Annotated in this window: 23 protein-coding genes and 1 pseudogene; 7 read left to right on the top strand and 17 right to left on the bottom strand. The window is 29.7% G+C overall.

Going from position 1 to position 24317, the window contains the following annotated elements:
* Nucleotides 1-86: 86 nt before the first annotated feature.
* Together CW731_RS12040 and CW731_RS12035 are read right to left on the bottom strand one after the other, a co-directional pair.
* Nucleotides 87-1616, bottom strand: a complete 1530-nt coding sequence (locus tag CW731_RS12040; RefSeq protein WP_100946966.1) for an Rne/Rng family ribonuclease — start codon at nt 1614-1616, stop codon at nt 87-89.
* A gap of 327 nt (nt 1617-1943) precedes the next feature.
* Complete coding sequence (locus CW731_RS12035) at nt 1944-2234, bottom strand: HU family DNA-binding protein (protein WP_100946965.1); 291 nt, start codon at nt 2232-2234, stop codon at nt 1944-1946.
* Nucleotides 2235-2375: 141 nt separating this feature from the next.
* Here CW731_RS12035 and mutY point away from each other — a divergent pair, with 141 nt between their 5' ends.
* From mutY to gldD, 4 genes are read left to right on the top strand one after another with little or no spacing between them, the layout of a single operon-like run.
* Nucleotides 2376-3419 carry an A/G-specific adenine glycosylase gene (gene mutY, locus CW731_RS12030; protein ID WP_100946964.1) on the top strand — a complete coding sequence of 348 codons (1044 nt, stop codon included), beginning with the start codon at nt 2376-2378 and terminating at the stop codon, nt 3417-3419.
* A 42-nt stretch (nt 3420-3461) separates the two neighbouring features.
* Complete coding sequence (locus tag CW731_RS12025; protein ID WP_100946963.1) at nt 3462-3899, top strand: single-stranded DNA-binding protein; 438 nt, start codon at nt 3462-3464, stop codon at nt 3897-3899.
* Nucleotides 3900-3919: 20 nt separating this feature from the next.
* On the top strand, nt 3920-5248 hold the full coding sequence (locus CW731_RS12020) for a gliding motility-associated protein GldE (protein WP_100946962.1): 1329 nt from the start codon (nt 3920-3922) through the stop codon (nt 5246-5248).
* On the top strand, nt 5241-5792 hold the full coding sequence (gene gldD, locus CW731_RS12015; RefSeq protein WP_100946961.1) for a gliding motility lipoprotein GldD: 552 nt from the start codon (nt 5241-5243) through the stop codon (nt 5790-5792). The genes CW731_RS12020 and gldD overlap by 8 nt, the downstream gene beginning before the upstream one ends.
* Before the next feature lie 91 nt (nt 5793-5883).
* Here the strand turns inward: gldD and CW731_RS12010 are convergent, their stop codons facing one another.
* The 14 genes and pseudogenes from CW731_RS12010 to rplU all read right to left on the bottom strand — a co-directional run bounded on the left by CW731_RS12010 (nt 5884) and on the right by rplU (nt 19214).
* Nucleotides 5884-7653 carry a DNA mismatch repair protein MutS gene (locus CW731_RS12010; protein ID WP_100946960.1) on the bottom strand — a complete coding sequence of 590 codons (1770 nt, stop codon included), beginning with the start codon at nt 7651-7653 and terminating at the stop codon, nt 5884-5886.
* The gene (locus CW731_RS12005) at nt 7654-8745 is read right to left on the bottom strand and encodes a ThiF family adenylyltransferase (RefSeq protein ID WP_100946959.1); all 1092 of its coding nucleotides are present in this window, start codon (nt 8743-8745) and stop codon (nt 7654-7656) included.
* Nucleotides 8746-8808: 63 nt separating this feature from the next.
* Entirely contained in the window at nt 8809-9942 is a 1134-nt protein-coding gene (locus CW731_RS12000) for an NTP transferase domain-containing protein (RefSeq protein ID WP_100946958.1), read from the bottom strand.
* Nucleotides 9935-10408: a cyclic pyranopterin monophosphate synthase MoaC gene (moaC, locus tag CW731_RS11995; protein WP_100946957.1), complete on the bottom strand. Its 474-nt coding sequence runs from the start codon at nt 10406-10408 to the stop codon at nt 9935-9937. Before moaC ends, CW731_RS12000 begins: the two co-directional genes overlap by 8 nt.
* A 25-nt stretch (nt 10409-10433) precedes the next feature.
* A pseudogene (locus CW731_RS11990) lies at nt 10434-10789 on the bottom strand (four helix bundle protein).
* A gap of 48 nt (nt 10790-10837) precedes the next feature.
* Entirely contained in the window at nt 10838-12076 is a 1239-nt protein-coding gene (locus CW731_RS11985; protein ID WP_100946956.1) for a molybdopterin molybdotransferase MoeA, read from the bottom strand.
* 31 nt (nt 12077-12107) lie between these two features.
* Complete coding sequence (gene moaA, locus CW731_RS11980; RefSeq protein ID WP_100946955.1) at nt 12108-13100, bottom strand: GTP 3',8-cyclase MoaA; 993 nt, start codon at nt 13098-13100, stop codon at nt 12108-12110.
* Nucleotides 13101-13514: a YeeE/YedE thiosulfate transporter family protein gene (locus CW731_RS11975; protein ID WP_100946954.1), complete on the bottom strand. Its 414-nt coding sequence runs from the start codon at nt 13512-13514 to the stop codon at nt 13101-13103.
* A gap of 68 nt (nt 13515-13582) precedes the next feature.
* Complete coding sequence (locus tag CW731_RS11970) at nt 13583-14140, bottom strand: YeeE/YedE family protein (protein ID WP_100946953.1); 558 nt, start codon at nt 14138-14140, stop codon at nt 13583-13585.
* Between the two features lie 7 nt (nt 14141-14147).
* The gene (locus CW731_RS11965) at nt 14148-15410 is read right to left on the bottom strand and encodes a 3-deoxy-D-manno-octulosonic acid transferase (protein ID WP_100946952.1); all 1263 of its coding nucleotides are present in this window, start codon (nt 15408-15410) and stop codon (nt 14148-14150) included.
* A gap of 195 nt (nt 15411-15605) precedes the next feature.
* Nucleotides 15606-16328 (bottom strand): LytTR family DNA-binding domain-containing protein, encoded by a 723-nt coding sequence (locus tag CW731_RS11960; RefSeq protein ID WP_100946951.1) that lies wholly within the window; start codon nt 16326-16328, stop codon nt 15606-15608.
* Nucleotides 16329-16409: 81 nt separating this feature from the next.
* Entirely contained in the window at nt 16410-18335 is a 1926-nt protein-coding gene (locus CW731_RS11955) for a sensor histidine kinase (RefSeq protein WP_100946950.1), read from the bottom strand.
* A gap of 106 nt (nt 18336-18441) precedes the next feature.
* On the bottom strand, nt 18442-18702 hold the full coding sequence (gene rpmA, locus CW731_RS11950; RefSeq protein ID WP_036782547.1) for a 50S ribosomal protein L27: 261 nt from the start codon (nt 18700-18702) through the stop codon (nt 18442-18444).
* Nucleotides 18703-18731: 29 nt separating this feature from the next.
* On the bottom strand, nt 18732-19214 hold the full coding sequence (gene rplU, locus CW731_RS11945) for a 50S ribosomal protein L21 (RefSeq protein WP_100946949.1): 483 nt from the start codon (nt 19212-19214) through the stop codon (nt 18732-18734).
* A gap of 267 nt (nt 19215-19481) precedes the next feature.
* On the opposite strand from rplU, the gene CW731_RS11940 reads away from it, so the two are divergent.
* Together CW731_RS11940 and CW731_RS11935 are read left to right on the top strand one after the other, a co-directional pair.
* Nucleotides 19482-20789, top strand: coding sequence for a pitrilysin family protein (locus CW731_RS11940; protein ID WP_100946948.1), 1308 nt, complete (start codon nt 19482-19484; stop codon nt 20787-20789).
* Nucleotides 20790-20797: 8 nt separating this feature from the next.
* Nucleotides 20798-22852 carry a pitrilysin family protein gene (locus tag CW731_RS11935; RefSeq protein WP_100946947.1) on the top strand — a complete coding sequence of 685 codons (2055 nt, stop codon included), beginning with the start codon at nt 20798-20800 and terminating at the stop codon, nt 22850-22852.
* A gap of 121 nt (nt 22853-22973) precedes the next feature.
* Here the strand turns inward: CW731_RS11935 and CW731_RS11930 are convergent, their stop codons facing one another.
* Entirely contained in the window at nt 22974-23849 is an 876-nt protein-coding gene (locus CW731_RS11930; RefSeq protein ID WP_100946946.1) for a DMT family transporter, read from the bottom strand.
* A 94-nt stretch (nt 23850-23943) separates the two neighbouring features.
* Here CW731_RS11930 and CW731_RS11925 point away from each other — a divergent pair, with 94 nt between their 5' ends.
* Nucleotides 23944-24282: a cation transporter gene (locus tag CW731_RS11925; RefSeq protein WP_100946945.1), complete on the top strand. Its 339-nt coding sequence runs from the start codon at nt 23944-23946 to the stop codon at nt 24280-24282.
* Nucleotides 24283-24317 lie beyond the last annotated feature (35 nt).

The following is a 24317-nucleotide window of genomic DNA, read 5'->3' as shown; positions in this document are numbered from 1 at the left end:
ATTCTTTAATATAAATAGAAAAACCCGAAGCTTTAGAAGTTTCGGGTTTTTTGATAATAAATTATTGCCTTTTACAAATATATAAATTAATCTTTTGGAGATTTAAATCTATAATGTAAGTATGTGTAAGCATCTCTAGGTATAATAGTAATCCACTTTTTATGTTTTAAATACCATTTAAAACGAATAGAATTTACGCCTTTTAATAAATAGGCAGCAATAAAAGGATGCAAGTGTAATTGTATCTTTTTATTCTTTGGATTAGAGATAAATTTCTCTAAATCTGCTTCAATTTTGTCTAATAAGACAATTGGCGCTTCTACATCTCCATTTTTATTTGGGTTGGCTTCGGTAGTTTTTATACTTAACTCTGGTCTAACCCTTTGTCTTGTAATTTGTACCAATCCAAACTTACTTGGAGGTAATATTTTGTGTTTTGTTCTGTCGAAAGCCATTTGCTCTTTCAGATGTTGAAACAATTTATTTCTGTTTTCAACTTTGTGCATATCAATAAAATCTACAACTATAATTCCGCCCATATCACGCAATTGTAATTGACGTGCTACTTCTGTCGCTGAAATTAGATTTACTTCTAATGCAGTATCTTCTTGCGAACCAGCTTTGTTAGAACGGTTTCCGCTATTTACATCAATAACGTGCAAAGCCTCTGTGTGTTCTATTACTAGATACGCACCTTTGCTCATAGAAACTGTTTTACCAAATGATGTTTTTATTTGTCTTTCTATTCCGTACTTCTCAAAAATAGGAATTTCAGATCTATGCAATTTTACTATTTTTTCCTTTTCAGGATAAATTTCTTGCAAATACTCTTTAATTTCTTCTTGAAGAGTCTCATCATTGGTTACAATACTTGTAAACGATTCATTCATAACATCTCTTAAAATAGAAGATGCTCTGTTTAATTCACTCAAAATTTTTGTTGGCGTATTTGTATTCGCGATACTTTTACACATCTTTTTCCAACGCTCTAATGAGTTTTGCAAATCTTTATCTAGTTCTGCTACTTTTTTTCCTTCGGCAACAGTTCTTAGAATAACGCCAAAACCTTTTGGTTTTATGCTTTTTGCTAATCTTTTTAATCGTTCTTTTTCTTTTGGGTCTTCAATTTTTTGAGAAACTGAAACTCTGTTAGAAAAAGGAACTAATACCAAAAATCTACCTGCTATAGATAACTCGGAACTTAACCTTGGTCCTTTTGTAGATATTGGTTCTTTTACAATTTGTACTAATAGGTTTTGCCCCGATTTTAGTACATTATTTACACTACCGTCTTTGTTAATGTCTTCCTCAAATCGGAAGTTTTTTAAAGTGAATTCTTTATAATTACCTGTGCTTACTTTCTTAATGAATGCATTTAATGAATTTACCTGCGCACCTAAATCATGATAATGTAAAAACCCGTCTTTTGGGTAGCCTACATTTACAAAAGCTGCATTTAAACCTGTTAACACCTTTCCTATTTTAGCTAAAAAAATATCGCCAACAGAAAATTTATTACCAGTTGTTTCATTATTTAATTCAATAAGTTTTCCATCTCTTAATAAGGCAAAATCAATATCAGATGAATTTGAACGAATTATTAATTCTGTTTTCATACTGAATTTGGTTTTAACACTGCACTTTATTGTGCAAATGGATTAATACTGTCAGGTATTTTGTAATACCGTGAGAAGATTTACTGCCTTACACAACGAGTAAATCTTCGAATGTCAATGAACTTTTTTAATTGATTGATTCTTTTCGTTAGATAATAAACGAAAAAGTAAGCATTAGCTTACTTTTTCTTTTTGTGTCTATTTGCTCTAGCTCTTTTCTTTCTTTTGTGTGTAGAGATTTTTGCTCTCTTTCTTTTTTTACCACTTGGCATAATGTTTCGGTTTTTTTTTAAATCCGTTAAGACTTAGATTAGTATTGTATTAATGTTATTTTACAGCAACTTTACTTTTTACCCCTTCAGTAAAAGTTTTTGCTGGTTTAAAAGCTGGAATATTATGAGAAGGAATCTTAATAGTTGTATTCTTTGAAATATTTCTACCAGTTTTTTCTGCTCTTGTTTTGATAATAAAACTACCAAAACCTCTTAAATAAACGTTATCCCCATTTTCTAAGGCATCTTTAACTTCAGTCATAAATGCTTCCACTGTTGCTAAAACATCTGTTTTTTCAATTCCTGATTTATCTGAAATTTTAGATACGATATCTGCTTTCGTCATGTCTCTATTTTTACTATATTTTTATTAATTTACTTCCAAAAATGCGGATGCAAATATATGATAATTAATCAATTCCGAAAAGATAAAGACTTAATTTTATCTTAATTTTAAAATGTAATATTGCAATTCTATTTTTTATCGATGAAATTTTCTAACACATTAGTATACTGGTATTTACAAAACAACAGAACGCTTCCTTGGCGCAAAAGTAAGAACCCATATTTTATTTGGCTAAGCGAAATCATGTTGCAACAAACAAGAGTTGCTCAAGGTTTGTCTTATTATTCGGAATTTACAACCACTTTTCCAACAGTTTTTGACCTTGCAAAAGCAGACGAAAGTACTGTTTTAAAAATGTGGCAAGGACTGGGTTATTATTCGAGGGCAAGAAATTTACATTTTTCTGCAAAACAGATTGTAGAAGAGCTAAATGGCGAATTTCCATCAACTTATAAAGAAATAATAAAGTTAAAAGGAATTGGAGATTACACAGCATCTGCAATCGCATCAATTTGTTTTAACGAACCAACTGCAGTTGTAGACGGAAACGTTTACAGGGTGCTTTCTCGCTACTTTGGCATTCACACAGCAATCAACTCAACTTCTGGCATTAAGGAGTTTAAAACCCTTGCACAATCTCTTATAGATAAAACGCAACCTGGTACTTTTAATCAGGCTATTATGGATTTTGGCGCACTACACTGCAAACCACAAAATCCGCTATGTGACACCTGTCCTCTTTCTAATAGTTGCATCGCTTTAGAAAAAAACCTGACCAAAGAATTGCCCGTAAAAGAGAAGAAAATAAAAGTTAGAAAACGTTATTTTAATTTTTTGGTGATAAAAACTGATAATAATAAAACAATGCTAACAGAAAGAAAAGGAAAAGGCATTTGGCAAGGATTATATCAATTTCCATTAATTGAAAGCGAGAAGAGCATCGACCAAAAAGAAATTATTTCTTCAGATACTTTTATCGAACTATTCCCAGAAGAAACAACCATTTCACTTTTTAACGAAAAAGAAATTGTTCATAAATTATCTCATCAACATTTATACACACAATTTTGGGTTGTAGAAACCAAAACACTTAAAAATGCTGATGTTTTTTGGAAGAACATTCAAGATTTTCCTGTTCCTGTCTTAATTGCCAATTTTTTAGAAGCTTATCAAGCTAAAAAGTAATTGATATTTTTGTACATTTGATTTGTTTAAAAATTTGAAAATATGGCAGCAGGAACAATAAATAAAGTAATACTTATTGGTAATTTAGGTGATGACGTAAAAATGCATTATTTTGATGATAAAAATAGTGTTGGGCGTTTCCCTATTGCAACTTCAGAAAGCTACACAAGCAAACAAACAGGTGAAAAAGTAACCAATACAGATTGGCACAATATTGTAGTTCGAAATAAACTAGCAGAAATTTGTGAGAAATATTTATCGAAAGGAGATAAGGTTTATGTAGAAGGAAAATTAAAAAATAGGCAATGGGAACAAGATGGTGTAAAGCGTTATTCCACAGAAGTTATTGTTACAGAAATGACCATGCTAAGCACTAAAAAGAACTCAGAAAACAGCGTTGCTACTCCACAACAAAACACACCAACTACCAGTGAACCAAAAACGGTTGCACCAGAAGAAAACGACGATTTACCTTTTTAACAATTATAAACTTTTAAACCTTGGACCCAGATCCCGAACATTTATTTTTTTTATTAGCTTCCTTCGATTTTATTACAGTTTTAAACGGAATTGTTTTAATTGCACTACTTGTTAGTTCTGCATTAATTTCTGGTTCTGAAATTGCTTTTTTCTCATTAAATCAAACAGATATAAATCAACTTTCTAACAACGGAAAAGAAGAAAACATTGTTGTGAATTTATTAGACAGACCTAGAAGACTACTAGCCACTATCTTAATTACCAACAATTTTATAAATATTTTAATTGTACTTTTATTTGCTTCTTTAGCAGAAACTTTATTTGGCAATTTCGACCTTACTTTAGATTTATACTTCTTTACACTTCCTGTTCGGTTTGTCTTAGAAGTAATCTTAATAACTTTCTTAATTCTATTATTTGGCGAAGTCTTACCAAAAGTATATGCTTCTAGAAATGCATTGCCTTTTGCTAAGAAAATGTCTAAATTTATTCATGCTGTTAATATTTTATTAACGCCTTTTAGCATGCCGTTAATTGCAATTACAAAATGGGTTGAGAAAAAATTTGGTAGTAAAGCCAGAAATTTCTCGGTAGAAACCCTGTCTCAAGCTTTAGAATTAACATCACAAGGTGCAACAAGCAAAGACGAACAAAAAATCTTACAAGGAATTGTAAACTTCGGAAACACAGAAACAGTGCAAATAATGAAACCGAGAATAGACATTTTTGCAATTTCTGATGATGAATCTTATGAAGAAATTTTAAATAAAATTCAAACAAAAGGTTACTCTAGGAACCCTGTTTACAAAGAAAATATAGATAATATCACAGGTGTTTTATATGCAAAAGATTTGTTAGCACACCTAGATAAGAAATCTTTTAAATGGCAAACCCTACTAAGAGAACCATTCTTTGTGCCAGAAAATAAAAAGCTAGATGATTTATTAGTAGATTTTAGAGCAAAGAAAAATCACTTGGCAATCGTTGTAGATGAATACGGTGGAACTAGTGGATTAGTGACCCTAGAAGACGTTATAGAAGAGATTGTTGGAGACATAAATGATGAGTTTGATGACGAAGACTTATCTTATTCTAGAATAGACAACAACAATTATGTTTTTGAAGGAAAAACATCTATAAAAGATTTCTGTAGAGTTTTAGATGATGAAGATGAAGAAATTTTTGAGGAAGAAAAAGGAGAAAGCGAAACTTTAGCTGGTTTTATTTTAGAGATTTCCGGAAAATTCCCAAAAAGAGGTGAGAAAATAATCTTTAAGAATTATACGTTTACTATTGAAGCGTTAGATAAAAAACGCATAAAACAAGTAAAAGCAACCAGAAATGCGTAACCTATTTTTACTCTTTTTTTTACCTATTTTTCTTTCGTGCAAAAACGATGTTTTTCCAAAACCAAAAGCGTATTTGAGTTTAACGTATGCAGAAAAAACCTACGAGAGTTTAAAGCTTAAAAGACCTTACACTTTTAAAGTTTTACAAAACACAACCATTATTGATGATGAAAATAATTGGCTCACAATTAAATACCCCAAATTAAAAGCATCAATAGATATTACCTACAGACCTGTAAATAACAATATAAAAGAATTACTTACTGAAGCAGAAAAACTCGTTTTTAAGCACACGGCAAAGGCAGAACAAATTATACCAAAAGACTTTATAAATGAAGAAAAAAAAGTTTTTGGTAGCATTTATGAAATTACAGGAAACGCGGCTTCTCACATTCAATTTCATGTTACAGACAGCACAAAAAACTTCATTAAAGGCTCTCTGTATTTCTACGCAAAACCAAACTACGATTCCATTTTACCTGCCTTAAACTATATTAAAGAAGACATTTTACGTTTGGTAGAAACTTTAGAATGGAAAGAGTAAATTATTTTCACGCTTCTTAATAAGACTTAAAAAATTTTATTTTATAATACATTTCACTAAATTACTCACACTACCTCTTGTCTCTACGACATTATATAATTTCCATTTTGTGTAATAAGAAAGAAGCATTCATATTTTTACAAATTCCGTTTTTTAACGTGTAATCGAAATGTAATTCGTTGTCTATAATTTCAGCATCAAAATAGTAGTTTTTAACAGTAGGAAACTCATTTTCTAATTCACACAAACTCACATCATGCGTCGCTATAATTCCTGTAGATTTAGATTTCGTTAATTTTTCTACAAACTTCTTAGAACCAATAGCCTTATCTTTACTGTTGGTTCCTTTTAGAATTTCATCTAAAATTATAAAATAATCTTCCTCTTTAATTTCATCAACAATAAACTTTAAACGTTTTAATTCTGAATAAAAATAAGACTCATCTTCCGTTAAAGAATCTGTAGTTCTCATACTTGTAATCAGTTTTATTGGCGAATATTTAAAAGACGTTGCACAAACAGGCAAACCACAATTTGCCATTACAATAGATAAAGAAATAGTTCTTAAGAACGTACTTTTTCCAGCCATATTTGCTCCTGTAACAATAAAAAACTCTTCTTTTTTAATATTGAAATCATTATCTATTCTTTTATCCGTTTTTAATAAAGGATGTCCTAAATTGGTTCCTTTAATCACTTCTTTTTCTGAAGTTATTTCTGGAAAAATAAATTTTGGGTGATTAAAGTGATAATTTGCTAATGAGTTTTCTGCATCAAAAAAAGCAACTACTTCAAACCATTTATCGACTGTATGTTTATAAGTAGAAATCCATTTTTCTACCTTGCAAGCACTTTTTATATCCCAAAGTAACAATGCATTTCCAAAAACAGCAATCACTAAATTATTTCTTTGATCGAAACTATCTAAAACTTTAGAAAACTCTTTAAAAATTAGAGAAGCTTTTTTATTTTCAGACTTAATAATTTCTTGCTTTTTTGTTAATATTTCTGAAGTGAAAGATTCATTTTCAATCTCATCTAACAAAACATGATATTGTTTAAATGTCTCTCTAACTTTACCTGTTTCTACATACAAGTTGTTCGTTTTTTTCAAGAACCTTCCTGTAACAAAAAGTCCAAAGAAAAACCAAATTATTAGATATGAAAACGGAACAATTCCGAAGGAAACCGAGATAATTAAAACTAAAGAAAGTACAGAAAAGCCTACTTGAATTTTCGCTAAATATTTAGGGAAAACTGAAGCATAATTAAAAATCCAATCTACAATAGATTTAGAAGTATTTTTCACAGAAACTAAACCTGCTAAAGCCCCAAAATGTTGTCTCCAAGCAACTTTTTCAGAAAGCTCTTTTAGCGCACTTTGTTTCTCTAAAATTGCTGTTATTTTATTTTCTGTCAACAAATTTGCTAAAATAACTTTACCATCATTTGTTTTCGTTCTATTCATATATTGAAAGAAAGATCCTTTGCCAAATAAATCGATATCATTGCTATAAAAATGCGCAGGATTTACAAAGTCTTCTCCTGTTTCTAAATGATGAAAATCGCGATTTAGAACACTAATTTCTGTCTTATTAATTTGAATTTTCTCATCAACAATATTTCTTTTTCTTTTAAGATTGATGTGCTTTGAAACCAAAAACCCAAACAATAAAAAACCCAAAAAAGCAATAATAAAAACATCTGGATAAGAACCAAAAGTTAAATAAATTAGAAAACAAGTGCCTAGAAAAACAGCAAATCTAAAAACACTTAAATTAACCGATTTACGTTTTAAAATGGCTGCTTCTTTCTCTAGTTCAGCTTTTGTACTTATATAAAAATCTATAGGATTTTGCATTTAATTATTCTCTATTTTATATTTAGAAATTCCGCCAACCAAACTAAAAACGTTTAGTTCCGGATATTTATTTTTCATCATTTTTGTGGCAATGTAGCTATTTACACCTCTTTGGCAAACCATAACATAGATTTTATTAAAATCTACTATAATCTTTTCTGGCTTAAATTTCTGGATAGGAATTACCTGCTGCACATTAAAAGGCAATTTTAAATTTGGTAAAACCGCAATTAATTCTAAATTTTTATCTTCAAGTTTACTTTTTAAATCTACAGAAGTAATTAACAAATTGTTATTTTGAGTTGCACAAACAGCATCAAAATAAGTTTGTACTTTAAATAATTTTGCTATTTTTTCTTTTAAAACAGTCGGTTTTAACTTCATTTTTAACTGTGTATTTTGAAGTGAATTGTAAATTAATAATTGATTTATTAACGGTTTTCCAATTCCTGTAATCAATTTTAAAACTTCATTTACTTGTTGTGTAGCAATAATACCAACAATAGAGTTTAAAGTTCCCGCTTCCTCGCAATTAGGAATGTCTGTTGCAATTTTTGGGAAAGCATCTCGCAAATTTGCGGAATAACTTCCGTCTTTTTGCAAGACATTAAAGGTAGCAACATACCCATCAAACTTATACAAAGAACCATAAACCATTGGCTTATTTTTAAGAACACAAGCATCGTTTAAAAGATATTTTGTTGGTAATGAATCTGTTCCATCAACCACAATATCTACGTTTTCTAGCAACTCGAAAACATTCTCTTTTGTAATTGGTTTGGTTGTAAAACTTACTGCTGTAAAAGGTGCTCTTTTTTTTATAAATGTTGATAAAACTTCGGCTTTAGATTTACCAACATCCTCTAAAGAAAAGAAAACTTGTCTGTGTAAGTTAGTGATATCAATTGTATCAAAATCTACCAAATGAATTTTCCCAATTCCGCTAGAAGCTAAATACACCGCAATCGGACTTCCCAAACCGCCACAACCAACTACTAAAACAGAAGCGTTTTGTAATTTTTGTTGTCCGACTTCTCCAATTTCTTGTAAAGTAGTCTGACGTTTAAAAAGTTCTTTTTTTGTTGGTTTCATTTTTTGTCATTGTGAGGAACGAAGCAATTAATTTATTCAATATTCGTTCTTTTAATTAACAGATTACTTCGTCATTTTTCCTCCCAAAGACGAATTCGAGAGTTCCTTTTTAGCCACTTCAAATTCTTCAGGCGTATTTATATTTCTGATAAAATAATCGTCAATTTCTACAATTTCAACATCAGAATTAATTAACATTTTACGCGGACAAGAATATCCTTGTGCTAAATATTGTAATAAAATCGGATACGCTTTTGGTTCGTAAATAGTAATTAAAGGTTCTGGAAACTCCTTGCCTTTTCCTTTAATTGCTGTGGCTACTTTACTCGGATTTCTGTGTTGTAATAAAGCCTGAATAATTTCTTCATTTATAAAAGGAACATCTGTTGCTAGTACAAACCAAGCAGTATTTGGATCTTTTTGAAATGCAGAACAAATGCCACCAAAAGGACCAAGATTGATGAATTTATCTGAAATCTCATTTTCTTTATTTAATGAATTTTGAACCGAATAAAAGGTTTCTAAATTATTATTTTCTAATAATTCTTTAGCAGCTTCCTTTTGAGGTTTTCCAAAATAATTCAAATCCGATTTATCTTGCCCCATTCTAGTGCTTTTTCCACCAACTAAAACCAACCCTTTTACAGGTGCAATTTTTTCTTGAATCAGATTATTAATATGATTTGAAATTTTATCAACTTCATCGATTGTATAGCAAATCATGTTTTTTATGTTCGGAATTTTTTCTTCAAGAAAAGAAAAATACGCTGTGTCTTTCGTTAACTTTATGACAAACTGAATACGGTCTAATTGTGTTAATCTTTTTAATACAGAAGCTTCTTTAGCTTCATCTAAAACTAAAATTTGTTTTGCGCCTTGATAATGATTTCCGTTTATAAAAACACAATCGAATTGAGCAAAATCTAAACGTTGCTGAAACTTATTTACATTGCCAGAAGTGGTTATTTGTACATTTCCTTCGTGGTGAAATACATATTCCGACAACTTGTTTTTTTTGACATCTTTTGCATGAGAAGCATCAAAATAAGCTAATTTATATTTAGATAATTTCTGTGATACTTTATGAACTAAATCTGAAATAGCATTACAATTTGTACCTAAAACTGAAATTTCATTTGGTGCAAAAGTATCATTATTTCGTCTTTCTAAATTTGTATGTTTTTGGTGTTTATCCATTTTTTATATCAGATTTTCCTCCCGTTTTTTCTACTAATTTCACTTCTTTAATCACCATTTTCTGACTGATACTTTTACACATATCATAAATAGTTAAACACGTAATATTTGCGCCTGTTAAAGCTTCCATTTCTACACCAGTTTTCCCTTCGATGGTTACTTCGCAAAAAACTTCTATATTTTCTGAATCTATAATATTAATATCGATATCTACGCCATTAATTAATAACGGATGACACATTGGTATTAATTCTGATGTTTTTTTTACACCTTGAATTCCGGCAATAATTGCTGTTTGAAAAACAGGTCCTTTTTTGGTAATTAACTCATCGTTTGTAAAATGAGCAATTACTTCTTTTCCTAAAAACATGGTTGCTTTTGCAATTGCTGTTCTTTTGGTAATTTTCTTGTCAGAAACATTTACCATTTTAGGATTGTTTTTAGAATTTAAATGTGTAAAAGTCATTTAAATAGTTTTTAGTTTTAAATGTTTAGTTTTTAGTTAGATTGCTTTGAGAAGTTTTAACAATAGAAGTTAAAATTCTAATTAATTCATGAATATCTAAAATTAAAGAATCTACTTCTAAATTTGTTAACTCACTTTCTTTTAGTAAACGTAACCAATATTTAGTTTCTCTTGCTTCTTTTGAAGAAATAGACATTTTTGCAGTAAAATCTCTCTTACTTTGTCCTGCTAAAGCTTCCTCTATGTTTGACCAATTGAAGTCCCACTTCTCAAAATTTGATTTGAAATTACAAATTCTTTTTCTCGTTGTAATTTTTTATAAAGAGAAATGATTTTTAATGAAAATTCAAAACTCTTTTTCTGAACAATACTTTCTTTCATAGCTGTATTTTAAACTTAAAACTCAAACCTAAACATTTATAACTATAATTAGCGATAGCGAATTATATTAAAAATCTCTCCACTTTTAAATTCTGTTTTATCATTTGGTAACTTAATAAAAGCATCTGTTTTTACCAAACTTGCTAAATCTCCAGAACCATTTCCTGAAACAGGAAACGCAATTAGTTCACCGTTTTCAATCTGTAATCTTACTTGTAAAAAAAACACTAAATTAGGTCTAAAAGAAACATCTTCTCCTAAAACAGCCATTTCTTGTTTTGTTTCTACTCCTACAGATTTATAATACCAAGGATAAAAATACGCTAAACAATTTACAAAAGTCGAAATCGGGTTCCCTGGAAACCCGAACACGATTGTGTTCTTATGATATTTATCAATTGCCTCTAAATTCGAATCGCCTGTACTTAAAAAAGTTTTTTGTCCGAACCAAAAAGGTTTACCTGGTCTTTGGGCAACTTTATGAAATAGTTTTTCTACACCTAAATCATCAAAAACTTCTGGTAAAAAATCGTATTTTCCTTTGCTAACTGCTCCACTAAAAAGTAATACATCGTATTCTTTTAGATAGGCTTTAATTTTAGCTTTTAAAGCTGATTTATCATCTGTTATATGAGCTGTTTCAGAAGGAATATTTAATCTTTCTAATAACGAAACCAACGTAAAAACATTGCTTCTTCTTATTTGATGTTCCAACGGAGTTTCATCAACGCCAACCAATTCATCTCCCGTAGAAACAATCATTACTTTTGGTTGTTTTGCTACTTTTACAAACGATTTTCCTACAGTTGCCAAAACCCCAATTTCTGCTGCTGAGATTCGTGTGTTTTCTTCAATTAATAAATCGCCACTTCTTCCATCTTTTCCTTTTGAATGAATATTTTGGGCATCGAAAATACCTTCAGCTATTATTTTTGCATAACCATTGTTCGTTTCTACATCTTCATAACGAATAACTGTATTCGCTTTGTTTGGCAAAACTGCACCTGTCATTACTTCAATACAATTTTCAGGATTTTTAAGAGTCAATTGCTCTCTTCCTGCTGCTTGAACTCCTTCAATTTTAAAAGCTCTTTGTCCGCTTTTAAATAAAGTATAGTCAATTGCAATTCCGTCCATAGAAACTCTATTAAATGGCGGAAAATCTCTATCTGCTCTAATTTCTTCTTTTAAAATTCTACCTACAGATTTCATAAACGGAATTTCTTCAATTCCAAAATCTTGAGTTGAATTTAAAACGGTTTCTAAAGCTTGGGTTAGTGAAATCATTTTTTAAGATATGTAATTGTTTAACCTTTTTTTACCCTCCAATTGTACTCATACTTTCTGAAGCACCACCATCTTTTCTATTTGCTTCAGCAATAAAACCATTTTCTGGTTTCTGCTTTACCAAACCTAAAAAAAGTTCTTTTAAATCGTCATTAGATGCTCCTTCTCTTATAAAATCTCTCAGATTAAAAACACCATCATCAAACAAACAATTTTTAAATGTTCCTGTAGAAGTAATTCTAATTCGATTGCAATCGTTACAAATAGTTCTTGTAAAAGCAGGAATTATTCCAAAGGTTCCTAGATGATTATCTATTCTATAATTTCTAGAAGTTGATGATTTTTCAGATTGAATTTCTTTGACATCAAACTCGGTTTTCACTTCGTCTAAAATCTTCTTAAACGTCCAGTTTTCTTCCATTTCACGTTGCCCTTTTCCGTTAAAAGGCATTTCTTCAATAAAACGAACCGCAACATTTTTATCTTTTGTTAATCTTACAAAGTCAACAATTTCATCCGTATTAAAACCAGATTGTACCACTACATTCAGTTTTAAATTTAAACTACTTTTTTCTAATAATTCAAACGTTTCATAAACCTCCGGAAAAAGATCTCTTCTTGTAATTTTAGCAAACTTTTCTCGCTGTAAACTATCGATACTTAAATTGATATGTTTTACTTTTTCTAATTGCTCTATTCTATAAATATGCTTAGAAATCATCGCGCCATTTGTGGTGATATTAATTGCTTCTAATAAATCATTATAAGACAACATTTCTAAAAAACCAACAAAATCTTTACGCACAAAAGGTTCGCCACCAGTTAAACGAACTTTATTAACGCCCAATTCTGTTAATACACGAATTAGACGGTACATTTCTTTAAAGGTGAGTAATTCTTGTCTCGGAACAATTTCTATTCCTTGAGCAGGCATACAATATTGGCAACGCAAGTTACAACGATCGGTAACTGCCAATCGCACATACTCCATTTGTCGCCCAAAATTGTCTGTTAATTTACTCATTTAGTTTGGCAATTTTTTACTTAATAATCCGTAAATAAATGCGCCCAAAAGTGCACCGAACAATAAAATTAAAGCAGGAATTAATTTAAACCCAAGAATTACAAAAATGGGTGCTGCACAAGCGCCAGAAATCCCCCAACCTAAACCAAAAAAGGTACCTCCTAAAAGGGTACTTATAAAACCTTTTTTCTTTGGTTTTGGTACGATTTTATTTCCGTTGATATCTTTTATTTTCCCACTTTTAAACAATTGCATAAATACTGCAGAAATTACAACTGCACCTCCAATAATTCCGAACATATGAAAAGATTGAAACTTAAACATTTCATAAAAACGATACCAAGAAATGGCTTGCGTTTTACTTAATACAATTGCGAAAAAAATTCCTAATATTAAAAATCTAATGTTTTTCATTTATATATTTTATTTACACTTCGATAAGCTCAGTGTGACATTTTTTTTATCAATTATTTATCGTTGACTTAAAACAGCATTGGAATTATAAACCAAGTTGCAATAATTCCTCCTACAAAGAAACCTATTACCGCCAATAAAGAAGGAAATTGCAAACTGCTTAAACCTGTAATTGCGTGCCCAGAAGTACAACCACCAGCATAACGCGTTCCGAAACCAATTAAAATTCCTGATACTATTAAAATTAAAAATCCCTTAACTGAGGAAAATGCCTCAACTCCAAAAATTTCGTCAGGAAAATATTGATTTCCAACATTTAAAAATCCTAAATCTGTTAATTCTTTGACCGTTGTTGGATTTAAATCGATGGCCGGATTCGGAATTAAGTACCATGCAGAAATAAAACCACCAATAATTAACCCAACTACAAATAGTAGTGCAAAATCGCGTTCTTTCCAATCTTTCTTAAAATAATCTGACACTTTTCCTGCGCCAGCCATTGTACATAAAGTTTCAAAATTTGTTGATGCTCCAAAATTCTTTCCGAAGTAAAAATACAATAGCAAAGAAATTGCTATTAGTGGTCCGCCAATGTACCATGGCCAAGGTTGTAAAATAAAATCCATAATATGTTTAATCTCTTTTTAGATTTAGACTGTCTATAACCAGACATTCATTCAAATAATTCATTATCAAATTTGTTGCTCCCAGATGATCTTGAATATACCTTTTATTAATAATTCCTGTTAAATTCCTAAAACTTACATCTTTTTTTAAATTGATAAAGCTCTTATTAAATTCTTCTTGATTTTTTATTGATATACAACCTCCTATTTTTACGAGATCTACAGCTTCTTTAAATTTATCATATCTATTTCCAATAATTACAGGAATTCCGAAAGTTGCTGGCTCTAAAATATTATGCAATCCCGTTTTTAATCCCCCACCAACATAAGCAATATTTGCTTCTGCATATATCTTTGTAAGAAGACCTATGGTATCGATAATAAGAACTTGTTTATTAGATAGGTTTTTACCTTTTTTTTCTGAAAATAAAACAACTTGTTTATTGATAGCTTTCTGCAACTCTAAAATTGCATCCTTTTTAATATTATGTGGCGCAATAATAAATTTCTCATCTTCTGTTGCTTCATTATTAATATAGTTTATCAATAATTCTTCATCTTCTTTCCAAGTACTTCCTGCAACAGTAGTGTATTTATCCTCTTTAAATTCATTAATAAAATCGAGTGAATTATCTTGTTCTAAAATTTCTAAAACTCTATCGAATCTTGTATCTCCAGCAATTGTTACATTTTTAAAGTTGATTGAATTCAGTAACTCTTTAGAGCTATTGTCTTGTACAAAGAAGTGACTGAAAGCTTCTAGAGATTTTCTCATAAAACCACCATAGCTTTTAAAGAATAATTGCTCTTTTCTTAAAATTCCTGAAACTAAAATAGTTTTAATTTCTTTCTTTTTTAATTCATTTAAGAGGTTTGGCCAAAATTCATATTTTATAAATATAGCAAATTCTATATTTAAAGCTGCAATAAATTTTATAGCATTCTTCTTCGAATCTAAAGGTAAATAACAAACTACATCTGCTAAATTATAGTTCTTTCTAATTTCATAACCAGAAGGAGAAAAAAAGGTAACTAAAATTTTATAGTTTTTATGTTTCTTTTTTAACGCTTCTATAATTGGTCTTGCCTGCTCAAACTCTCCTAAAGAAGCGGCATGAAACCAAATAGTTTTCTCATTTTTTAATTCAGTAATTTTAGAAAAAGTTTCTTTTCTTCCTTCAGTAAAAAGTTTTATTTTTTTACTGAACAAAGCTATTACCGGTAATATTAAACCCGCTAAAAATAGTACAAAATTGTAGATAAATTTCATTCGAGTAAAAGTACAAAATAGAATGCATAAAAAAAGCTATCCAAACAAGGATAGCTTTTTTTTACTAATATTTTAAGAGTTATAAAGCACCTACATCCCCCCGAATAAAGTGCTTTAAAACTCTAAAGATTAATCAAATATATATTAAAATACTTTTGTTCTACTAAAAATGTTCTAAACAGTAAGTTTTCCGTTCTAAATTAAATTAATTCTTTTAACAATATCCTCTCTATATTTTCTTCCAACGGGAATTTCTTCCCCTTTTATTTTAACTAAAGTGTGGTTTATTTGCGTTAAATATTTTGTATTAATAATGTAGCATCTATGAACTCTCACAAAAGAACTATCTAAGCTTTCTAAGATATTATTTAAACTTGTTCTCACTACAAATTTTTGAGTATCCTCTAACATGATTTCAATGTAAACGTGTGAGCTTTTTAAATAAAGAATATCTTTAAAACTCACTTTAGTAAAGTAACCCTTATTCTTTACAAAAAGAGAATCTTTAATAATAAGACTGTCTTCTAAAACATTTCCTATATTATTAGAAAAATTATGCAGCGCAATCTCTATAGAACTATAAAGTTCTTCTTTAGAAAAAGGTTTTATTAAGTACGCAGGCGGCATTACTTCTTTCGCCAAATCTATTGTGTGTTTATCTGAGTTTGAAGTTAAAAAAATAAAAGGAAAATCGTTTTTTTCTTTTATTTTTCTTGCAAGATCTATTCCTGTTTTTTTTCCTGAAAGCTGAATATCTAAAATAGCAATATCTGGTTTTTCTTTTTCTATAGTTGCAAGTGCCTCTGTATAATTAATTGCTGGCTCTAAAGCTTCATAACCTAAATCCTTTAGTGCATCGCAGATATTATCTGCAATAATTACCTCATCCTCTACCACTAAAACCTTAACCTTACTCATGTTTTTAACTCATTTGTTTACTAATTTAAGACATAAACCCACTCTTCTAGAAAAATATTCTAAACACTTATTTACCATCATTTAATTCACCAACTTTCTAGCATTATCATCTTTAAATAGAATTTCAAATCTAGCACCATTTACATTTGTTTGATTTAGTTTTCCGTATAATTGCTTCACTAACCTATTCACCAAACGTAGGCCTAAACTTGTTGCTTTTTTCGCATCAAAACCGACAGGCAAACCCGGACCGTTATCTTCAATAATGAGCTTATAATCCTCATTCATTACCTTGTTTATTGATATAGAAAGTTTATTTTCTTTATCATTTTTAAAAGCATATTTATAAGAATTTGTAATAATTTCATTGATTATTAATCCTAAAGGAATTGCTGTATCTACATCAAACAACATGTTTTTTGACGAAATAAATGTTTCAACATTTTCTTTTGAATTATATAAACAAGAAAGTTCTTTTGTTAATTGTTGAATATATTCATCGAAATCTACTAAACCAGAATTGTTTTGATATAATTTTTGATGAATTAATGCCATAGATTTCACTCTGTTTTTGCCCTCATTTGCTAACTCCAAAGCTTTTTCATCCTCTATTCCCTTGCTCTGTAATTCTAGCAAACTAGAAACAATTTGAAAATTATTTTTAACCCTATGATGCACCTCTTTTACTAACAGTTCTTTCTCTTTAATTGTTTCTTTAATAACTTTATTTTTAGCTGAAAGTTCTTTAGATTGCTTCTTTACTTTTCTAATAACAAACAAAGATATTAAAAAGAAAAAAACTGCAATTACAGCAATGATACTATATAATTTTGTTTTTTGTTTTTCATATTCAATTTCTAGCTCTTTCTTTTTAACTGCTTGTTCTGTTTTAAAGCTTGCTAAAGATTTAGACAAATCTTCTGAATATGTTTTTCTGGTTATTACAATTGCTTTCTCTATATATGCAAGTGCTTCTTTATAAAAACCATAAGACTCTAAAACATTTGAACTATTACGATAAAACTTATAAAGATCATTAGAATTCAAATCTTTTCCTAATATTTCAAATTTTGTGATCAGTTCTGAAATATTCTTTACTTCAAATTTTTGTAAAATCTCTTTTTCTACTAATGATTTCTTCTTTAACTTAACAATTAACTTCAAATACAAACTGTAGGTATAAATATTTGTATCATTATCTTCACTTAGAATGTTAATCAACGCTAACACTCTTTCATTTTTACCACCTTTAAAGATATAAGCATCTACTAAGTGTTCTATCGTACTGTGGTAATAAGAGCTTTTTTTTGTAAACTCCTTTTCTATTTGAAGACTTTCTTCACTAATTGCTATATACGCATCTAAGTTTCTTTCTAGGAGTAAAAAATCTGACAAATGGTATAAAAAAGTTATTTCTAATTTCTTGTCTTTTAGTTTTCTTGCCGTTTCCAGGCTTTTTAAAGCGAGTATTTTTCCGTTTTTTACATCTTTTTGAATTAAATACATCACAATAGGGTGGGTATTAATTTTCACTTTTGATCTTAAAACATCTGTATCAAGGTCGCTAAATTTATTAATATATCTTTCTAATTTCTCTTGCTCTAAAGACGCTTCATCCAAACTAACATTATCTCTTAGCTTTGTAACTTGAATCCATTTTATATCAACATAACTTAAATTAATCTTCTTTGTATCTGTAGGTTCTTTTATATAGCTGTTAATATAGTTAGATACTTTACTAAAATTTAAAGAATGTCTATTTCCTTGTCTTGATATAAAATTACTAAACTCTGAATAAGAAATTTTTTTTCTGTCAATTAACTTATTGTAAATCTCAGTATCTGTATCTGTTTCTAATTGTTTCAAATAAAATGAGATAGAATCAAGTTTATTTTCAACAATAGCTACTTCAATTTTAGTTTTAATTTTTTCTATTGATAATTGCCCTTCTTGCGAAAAACTAAAAACAGAAAAGAGTAGAAACAATAAACTTAAAAATAATTTCATTTTTCAGCAGTTTAAATGATCAGTTAATAAAACATTTAACATACAACAAAAAGCGCTAACAAATAAATGTTAACGCTTTTTTATAATTTTATTTAAAACTTAGTTACTAAGCTTCAAATGGAGTTATAGAAACATAAGACCTGTTGTCTTTTTTCTTTCTAAATTCAACTACTCCATCAACCTTTGCATGTAAAGTATGATCTTTACCCATGTAAACGTTTTCTCCTGGATTGTGAGTTGTACCTCTTTGACGAACAATAATGTTACCTGCAATTGCAGCTTGTCCTCCAAATATTTTTACTCCTAGACGTTTCGATTCTGATTCTCTACCATTCTTCGAACTACCTACTCCTTTTTTATGTGCCATGATGTTATGGTTTTAAAATTTGTAAATTCTTATTTAGTTAAAGCTTCTATTAACTCAGCTTTCTTTAAAGAAGTATATCCAGAGATATCTTGTTCTTTAGCTAGAGCTTTTAATTCAGCAACAGTCATAGAACTTAAATCGTTAGATGCTGTTTCTGCCTTTGGAGCTTCTGCTTTTTTAGAAGCAGTTTTCTTAGCACCTGAAGCAGCAATAGATTCAATTTGAATCTCGCTTAGAGCTTGTCTATGTCCATTTTTCTTTTGGTAACCTTTTCTTCTTTTCTTCTTGAAAACGATTACTTTATCACCTTTTAAGTGACCTAAAATTGTTGCCGTTACTGCGGCTCCTTTTATAGCTGGGGCGCCAATAGACACACTTCCATTATCATCAAGTAAAAGAACGTTATCAAAAGTAACTTTTGATCCTTCTTCTCCTTGTAAACGATGAACGTATACTTTTTGGTCTTTTGCAACTTTAAACTGCTGCCCTGCTATCTCTACGATTGCGTACATACTATTTGTTTTGCGTATTAATACTAATTAAAACATCTTCTTTCATGAAAATGCGGATGCAAATATACATCTTTTTTAGAAAGCTACAACATTGCTTCAAAAAAAATAAAAGCATTAAAATCAAGCGAATAAATAGTTTTTTAACTCTTATTTTAGACAGATTCTTACTATTTTTGGTGAAACCTTATAAAAAATGTTAATTTGTTGTAACAAAGAGAATTTCTCGACGTCAAATAAAGCATCTATTATTAATTAAACAAAAATTAAATGAAAAAAAGTATTTTAACTCTTGCTTCAGCCCTATTGGTTGCATTTTCATCAAGTGGACAAAAAGTTGAATTTGAAGAGTACAAATTAGACAATGGAATGCATGTAATATTGCACCAAGACAAATCTGCACCTGTTGTAATTACTTCTGTAATGTATGGTGTTGGTGGTAAAGACGGCAGTAGAGAAAGAACTGGTTTCGCCCACTTCTTTGAACATTTACTATTTGAAGGAACTGAAAATATAGGAAGAGGAGAATGGATGAAAATTGTATCTTCTAACGGTGGTAAAGTAAATGCCAATACTTCTAAAGATAGAACTTATTATTACGAAATATTTCCTTCTAACAAACTAGAATTAGGTTTATGGCTAGAATCTGCACGTTTATTTCATCCAATTATTGGACAGGAAGGTGTAGACACACAAAATGAAGTTGTAAAAGAAGAAAAAAGACAACGTACAAGACCTTATTCTCAAATTGTAGATGAAATAAGTAAAAACTTATTTAAAGTACACCCATATAAAGACCCAAATGTTGGGTACATGAAAGATTTAGATGCTGCAACATTAGCAGAGTTCTTAGCTTTTAATAAAAAATATTATGTACCAAACAACGCTACTTTAGTAGTTGCTGGTGATATTGACTTTACTGCAACTAAAAAAATGATTAAAGATTATTTTGGCCCAATACCTAGAGGTGCAGATGTTGTTAGAGAGTTTCCTAAAGAAGCACCAATAACAGAGGAATTTAGAGCTAAAGCTTATGACGAAAACATTCAAATACCCGCAGTAATTGCTGCATATAGAACACCTTCTTTTAAAACTAGAGATTCTAAAATTCTAGATATGATATCTACTTATTTAAGTGGTGGAAAGAGTTCTATACTTTATAAAAAAATGGTTGACACTAAAAAAATGGCACTTGCTGTACAAGCAGTAAATATTAGCCAGCAAGATTATGGTATTTATGCACTTTTTTCTCTTCCTTTAGGAGAAGTAACGCTAGATGATTTAATAACAGAAATGGACGAAGAAGTTTTAAAAATTCAAACAGATTTAATTTCAGAAAGAGATTTTCAGAAAATACAAAATCAGTTTGAAAACAATTATGTAAATTCTAACTCTAGCGTTGTTGGTATTGCGAATTCTTTGGCTAGGTACCATGTAATGTATGGAAATACTAATTTAATTAATTCAGAAATTGAGGTATACAGATCTGTTACTCGTGAAGAAATTAGAGCAGTTGCAAAGAAATACTTAAACAAAAATCAAAGATTAATCTTAGAGTATTTACCTAAGAAAAAATAATAAGAAAGATGAAGACAAAAATTTTATCAATTATAGCAGTTGTATCTATGTCTTTTGCCACAAATGCGCAAATAGACAGAAGTAAAATGCCTACTCCAGGACCAGATCCTGTAGTAAAATTAGGAAGTGCAGACAAGTTTTCTTTAGATAACGGTTTAACAGTAATTATGGTAGAAAACCATAAATTACCAAGAGTATCTGCAACTTTAAGAATAGACAACAAACCTTATTTAGAAGGAAATATTGCTGGTGTTTCTAGCATAATGGGAAGTTTATTAGGTAGAGGAACTACAAATATTAGTAAAGATGATTTTAACGAAAAAGTAGACTTTTTAGGAGCTAATGTAGACTTTTTTAGCTCTGGTGCTTCTGCAAGATCTTTAGAAAAATATTTCCCAGAAGTATTAGGTCTAATGGCAGATGGTGTTAAAAACTCTCAATTTTCTCAAGAAGAATTTGACAAAGAAGTAGAAGTAACTTTAGAGAACATAAAATCTACTGAAAAAAATGTACCTGCTATTGCTGGTAGAGTTCAAAGTATTTTAGTTTATGGTAAAAATCATCCTTATGGTGAATATACAAGTAAAACTACTGTAAACAACATTACTTTAGATGCCATAAAAAGCAACTACAACACGTATTATAAACCAAATAATGCGTATTTAATTATTGTTGGAGATATTAACCCAAAAGAGACTAAAAAATTAGTTCAAAAATTATTTGCAGATTGGACAAAAGGAGAAATTCCTGTTTCTAACTTTCCAACTCCAGAAAATCTTTCTACAGCACAAATTAGTTTTGTAGATATGCCAAATGCAAATCAGTCTGAAATTGCAGTTGTTAATACTGTAGATTTAACTTTAGGAGACAAAGATTATTATGCTGCTTTATTAGCAAATAAAATTCTTGGTGGTGGTGGTTCTGCTAGACTTTTCAACAACTTAAGAGAAGACAAAGCATACACTTATGGTTCATATTCTGGTATTAGCCAAAATAGAGAAAAAAATACAGGTACTTTTAGAGCTACAGCAAGTGTAAGAAACATGGTTACAGATAGTTCTATTGTAGAAATACAAAAAGAAATAAACAAGATTCGTTACCAACAAGTTACTGAAAAAGAATTACAAGATGCCAAAGAAGAATATATTGGTAGTTTTGTAATGGACGTTCAAAAACCCGCTACTGCAGCAAGCTATGCTTTAAACATTGCACTTTACAACTTGCCAGAAGATTTTTATGCGAACTATATTAAAAACATTAATTCTGTAACTGTAGATGATGTACAAAATGCAGCTATTAAATATTTTAGAGGAGACAAAGCTAGAATAATGGTTACAGGTAAAGGAATTGAGGTTCTTAAAAACTTAGAGAAGACAGATTATGTAATCAATTATTTTGATACTGAAGGAAACCCGACAGAAAAGCCAGCAATGACAATGCCAATTCCTGCAGGAATAACCGCTAAAACTGTTGTTAACAAATATCTTGAAGCAATTGGAGGTAAGGACAAAGTTATGGCTGTTAAAACAACGATGATGATTGCAAATGCAACAATACAGGGAACACCTTTGGTTATGACCATGAAAGCATCTACACCTAATAAAACTTCACAAGTTATTTCTGTAATGGGTAATGTAGCATCAAAAACTGTTTTTGATGGAACTGTAGGTTATTCTGAATCTAGAGGTCAAAAAGTAGACATGACTGCTGCACAAATTACTGAAGCAAAAAACGGAAACGCATTATTTAGTGATTTAGAATATGATTCTGGAGAATTAGTAAGAATTGAGCCTTTAGAAGGAAAAAATGCAATTGTTTTAAAACACAATGATACTGAGATTTATTATGATATGTCTTCTGGTTTAAAAGTAAAGCAAGTAAAAACTACCAAAACACCAGATGGTAAAGAAGTAAAGACACCAACTGTATTTTCTGATTATAAAGAAGTAAACGGAGTTAAATTCCCTCATTCTATAGGAATTAAATCTGGACCAATGAACTTAGACTTTATTGTAAAAGAAGTTAAAATAAACGAAGGTGTTTCTGATGCAGATTTTAAATAATCAACCTTAGAAATATTTTTAAAATAAGAGAGTCAAGATTTAGTTCTTGGCTCTTTTTTTATACTGATTTTTAAATATCTGTAAAATTGAAATACCTCAACTTAAATTTCATCTTTAAAGACTACTTTTTCCTATTCACCAAATAAACACCAATTAGAATAACAACTCCTCCGAAAACCTGAAGCGTACTTAATTTTTCACCATCTAAAACGCCCCAAAAAATTGCCACTAACGGAATTAAATAAGTTACAGAAGATGAAAAAACAGGATCTGAAATATGAACCAATTTATTATAAATAGTTTTTGCAATTCCTGTTCCTACAATTGATAAAATTGCCAAATATCCTAAAGATTGCATTAACACTTCATTTTCAACATCAAACGTAGCAAAGAAATCTGTAAAACTTAAAACAACAATTGCCGGAATAATTAATAATAGAAAATTACCCGTTACAATAGAAAGTGCATTTAAGTCGTTTAAATATTTCTTCACCATATTTGCATTGAATGCGTACCCAACAGAAGCTATAATTATTAAAAAAGCGTACCAATAATTCTGATCTGGATTTAAAGCAGCGCCTTTTAAAATGAGAATTAAGGTTCCTAATAAGCCAATTAAAATTCCGTACAATTGTCTTCTTTTAAAAGCAAAACCAAATACCATTGCACCAAAAATTAACGTATAAAAAGGTGTTAATGAATTTAGAATAGACACAATAGAACTGTCTATTGTTGTAATTGCAAAAGCAAACAGAAATCCTGGAATAAAAGTACCTACAAGAGAAGTATAAACAATGTATTTATAATGCTTCTTCCTTATTTTTTTTAAGGATGGAAAAGCAACCGTTAATAAAAAGACTGCCGTAAAAATCATTCTTAAAGCACCTAACTGAATAGGTGTTACACCCAATAGTGCTTTTTTCATTAAAATAAATGAGCTTCCCCAAACCAACGAAAGTAACGTAAGGTAAAACCATTTTTGTTGTTGATTATTCATACTTCAAAAAATTAAAGCTGTAAAAGTCTTACAATTATTGAAATATGAGCCTGATTATTAATAAATTTGTAGCATAATCTAATAACTAAATATGATGACTACTAAAAAAATATTATTTTCGATAGCTATTGCTTGTTTTGTTTTTATAGGATGTAATAAAGAAGTGAAAAAAGAAAAAGTATCTCTTGCCATTTCTGGAATGACTTGTGAGATCGGTTGCGCAAAAACCATTCAATCTAAATTATCTAAAAAAGAAGGTGTAATAAACGCAAAAGTTGTTTTTGTAGATAGTATCGCAAATATTGAGTTCGATGCCAACACAACCTCTAAAAAAGACTTAATTGCTTATGTAGACGGTATTGCTGGTGGAGATTTGTACAAAGCTTCAGAAAGCACTAAAGAAGTTTCTAGTAAGGCTGAAAAGTCTGAGTAAATATTCTTATTTTATAGAATAAAAAAAGCAGGCTT

Source organism: Polaribacter sp. ALD11 (assembly GCF_002831685.1).
GTDB lineage: Bacteria > Bacteroidota > Bacteroidia > Flavobacteriales > Flavobacteriaceae > Polaribacter.
The sequence above is the reverse complement of the archived record's forward strand: the minus strand, read 5'-3'. Positions and strand labels throughout refer to the sequence as shown.

Bases quoted from the DNA above. Each gene is read 5' to 3' on its own strand.
- CW731_RS12040 (WP_100946966.1), bottom strand. From the start codon at position 1,616: ATGAAAACAGAATTAATAATTCGTTCAAATTCATCTGATATTGATTTT.
- CW731_RS11955 (WP_100946950.1), bottom strand. From the start codon at position 18,335: ATGAAATTATTTTTAAGTTTATTGTTTCTACTCTTTTCTGTTTTTAGT.
- CW731_RS11925 (WP_100946945.1), top strand. From the start codon at position 23,944: ATGACTACTAAAAAAATATTATTTTCGATAGCTATTGCTTGTTTTGTT.
- CW731_RS12035 (WP_100946965.1), bottom strand. From the start codon at position 2,234: ATGACGAAAGCAGATATCGTATCTAAAATTTCAGATAAATCAGGAATT.
- CW731_RS11940 (WP_100946948.1), top strand. From the start codon at position 19,482: ATGAAAAAAAGTATTTTAACTCTTGCTTCAGCCCTATTGGTTGCATTT.
- gldD (WP_100946961.1), top strand. From the start codon at position 5,241: ATGCGTAACCTATTTTTACTCTTTTTTTTACCTATTTTTCTTTCGTGC.
- moaA (WP_100946955.1), bottom strand. From the start codon at position 13,100: ATGAGTAAATTAACAGACAATTTTGGGCGACAAATGGAGTATGTGCGA.
- CW731_RS11975 (WP_100946954.1), bottom strand. From the start codon at position 13,514: ATGAAAAACATTAGATTTTTAATATTAGGAATTTTTTTCGCAATTGTA.
- CW731_RS11960 (WP_100946951.1), bottom strand. From the start codon at position 16,328: ATGAGTAAGGTTAAGGTTTTAGTGGTAGAGGATGAGGTAATTATTGCA.
- CW731_RS11965 (WP_100946952.1), bottom strand. From the start codon at position 15,410: ATGAAATTTATCTACAATTTTGTACTATTTTTAGCGGGTTTAATATTA.
- CW731_RS11970 (WP_100946953.1), bottom strand. From the start codon at position 14,140: ATGGATTTTATTTTACAACCTTGGCCATGGTACATTGGCGGACCACTA.
- rpmA (WP_036782547.1), bottom strand. From the start codon at position 18,702: ATGGCACATAAAAAAGGAGTAGGTAGTTCGAAGAATGGTAGAGAATCA.
- CW731_RS11930 (WP_100946946.1), bottom strand. From the start codon at position 23,849: ATGAATAATCAACAACAAAAATGGTTTTACCTTACGTTACTTTCGTTG.
- moaC (WP_100946957.1), bottom strand. From the start codon at position 10,408: ATGACTTTTACACATTTAAATTCTAAAAACAATCCTAAAATGGTAAAT.
- CW731_RS12025 (WP_100946963.1), top strand. From the start codon at position 3,462: ATGGCAGCAGGAACAATAAATAAAGTAATACTTATTGGTAATTTAGGT.
- CW731_RS12005 (WP_100946959.1), bottom strand. From the start codon at position 8,745: ATGAAACCAACAAAAAAAGAACTTTTTAAACGTCAGACTACTTTACAA.
- mutY (WP_100946964.1), top strand. From the start codon at position 2,376: ATGAAATTTTCTAACACATTAGTATACTGGTATTTACAAAACAACAGA.
- CW731_RS12010 (WP_100946960.1), bottom strand. From the start codon at position 7,653: ATGCAAAATCCTATAGATTTTTATATAAGTACAAAAGCTGAACTAGAG.
- CW731_RS12000 (WP_100946958.1), bottom strand. From the start codon at position 9,942: ATGGATAAACACCAAAAACATACAAATTTAGAAAGACGAAATAATGAT.
- CW731_RS11985 (WP_100946956.1), bottom strand. From the start codon at position 12,076: ATGATTTCACTAACCCAAGCTTTAGAAACCGTTTTAAATTCAACTCAA.
- rplU (WP_100946949.1), bottom strand. From the start codon at position 19,214: ATGTACGCAATCGTAGAGATAGCAGGGCAGCAGTTTAAAGTTGCAAAA.
- CW731_RS11935 (WP_100946947.1), top strand. From the start codon at position 20,798: ATGAAGACAAAAATTTTATCAATTATAGCAGTTGTATCTATGTCTTTT.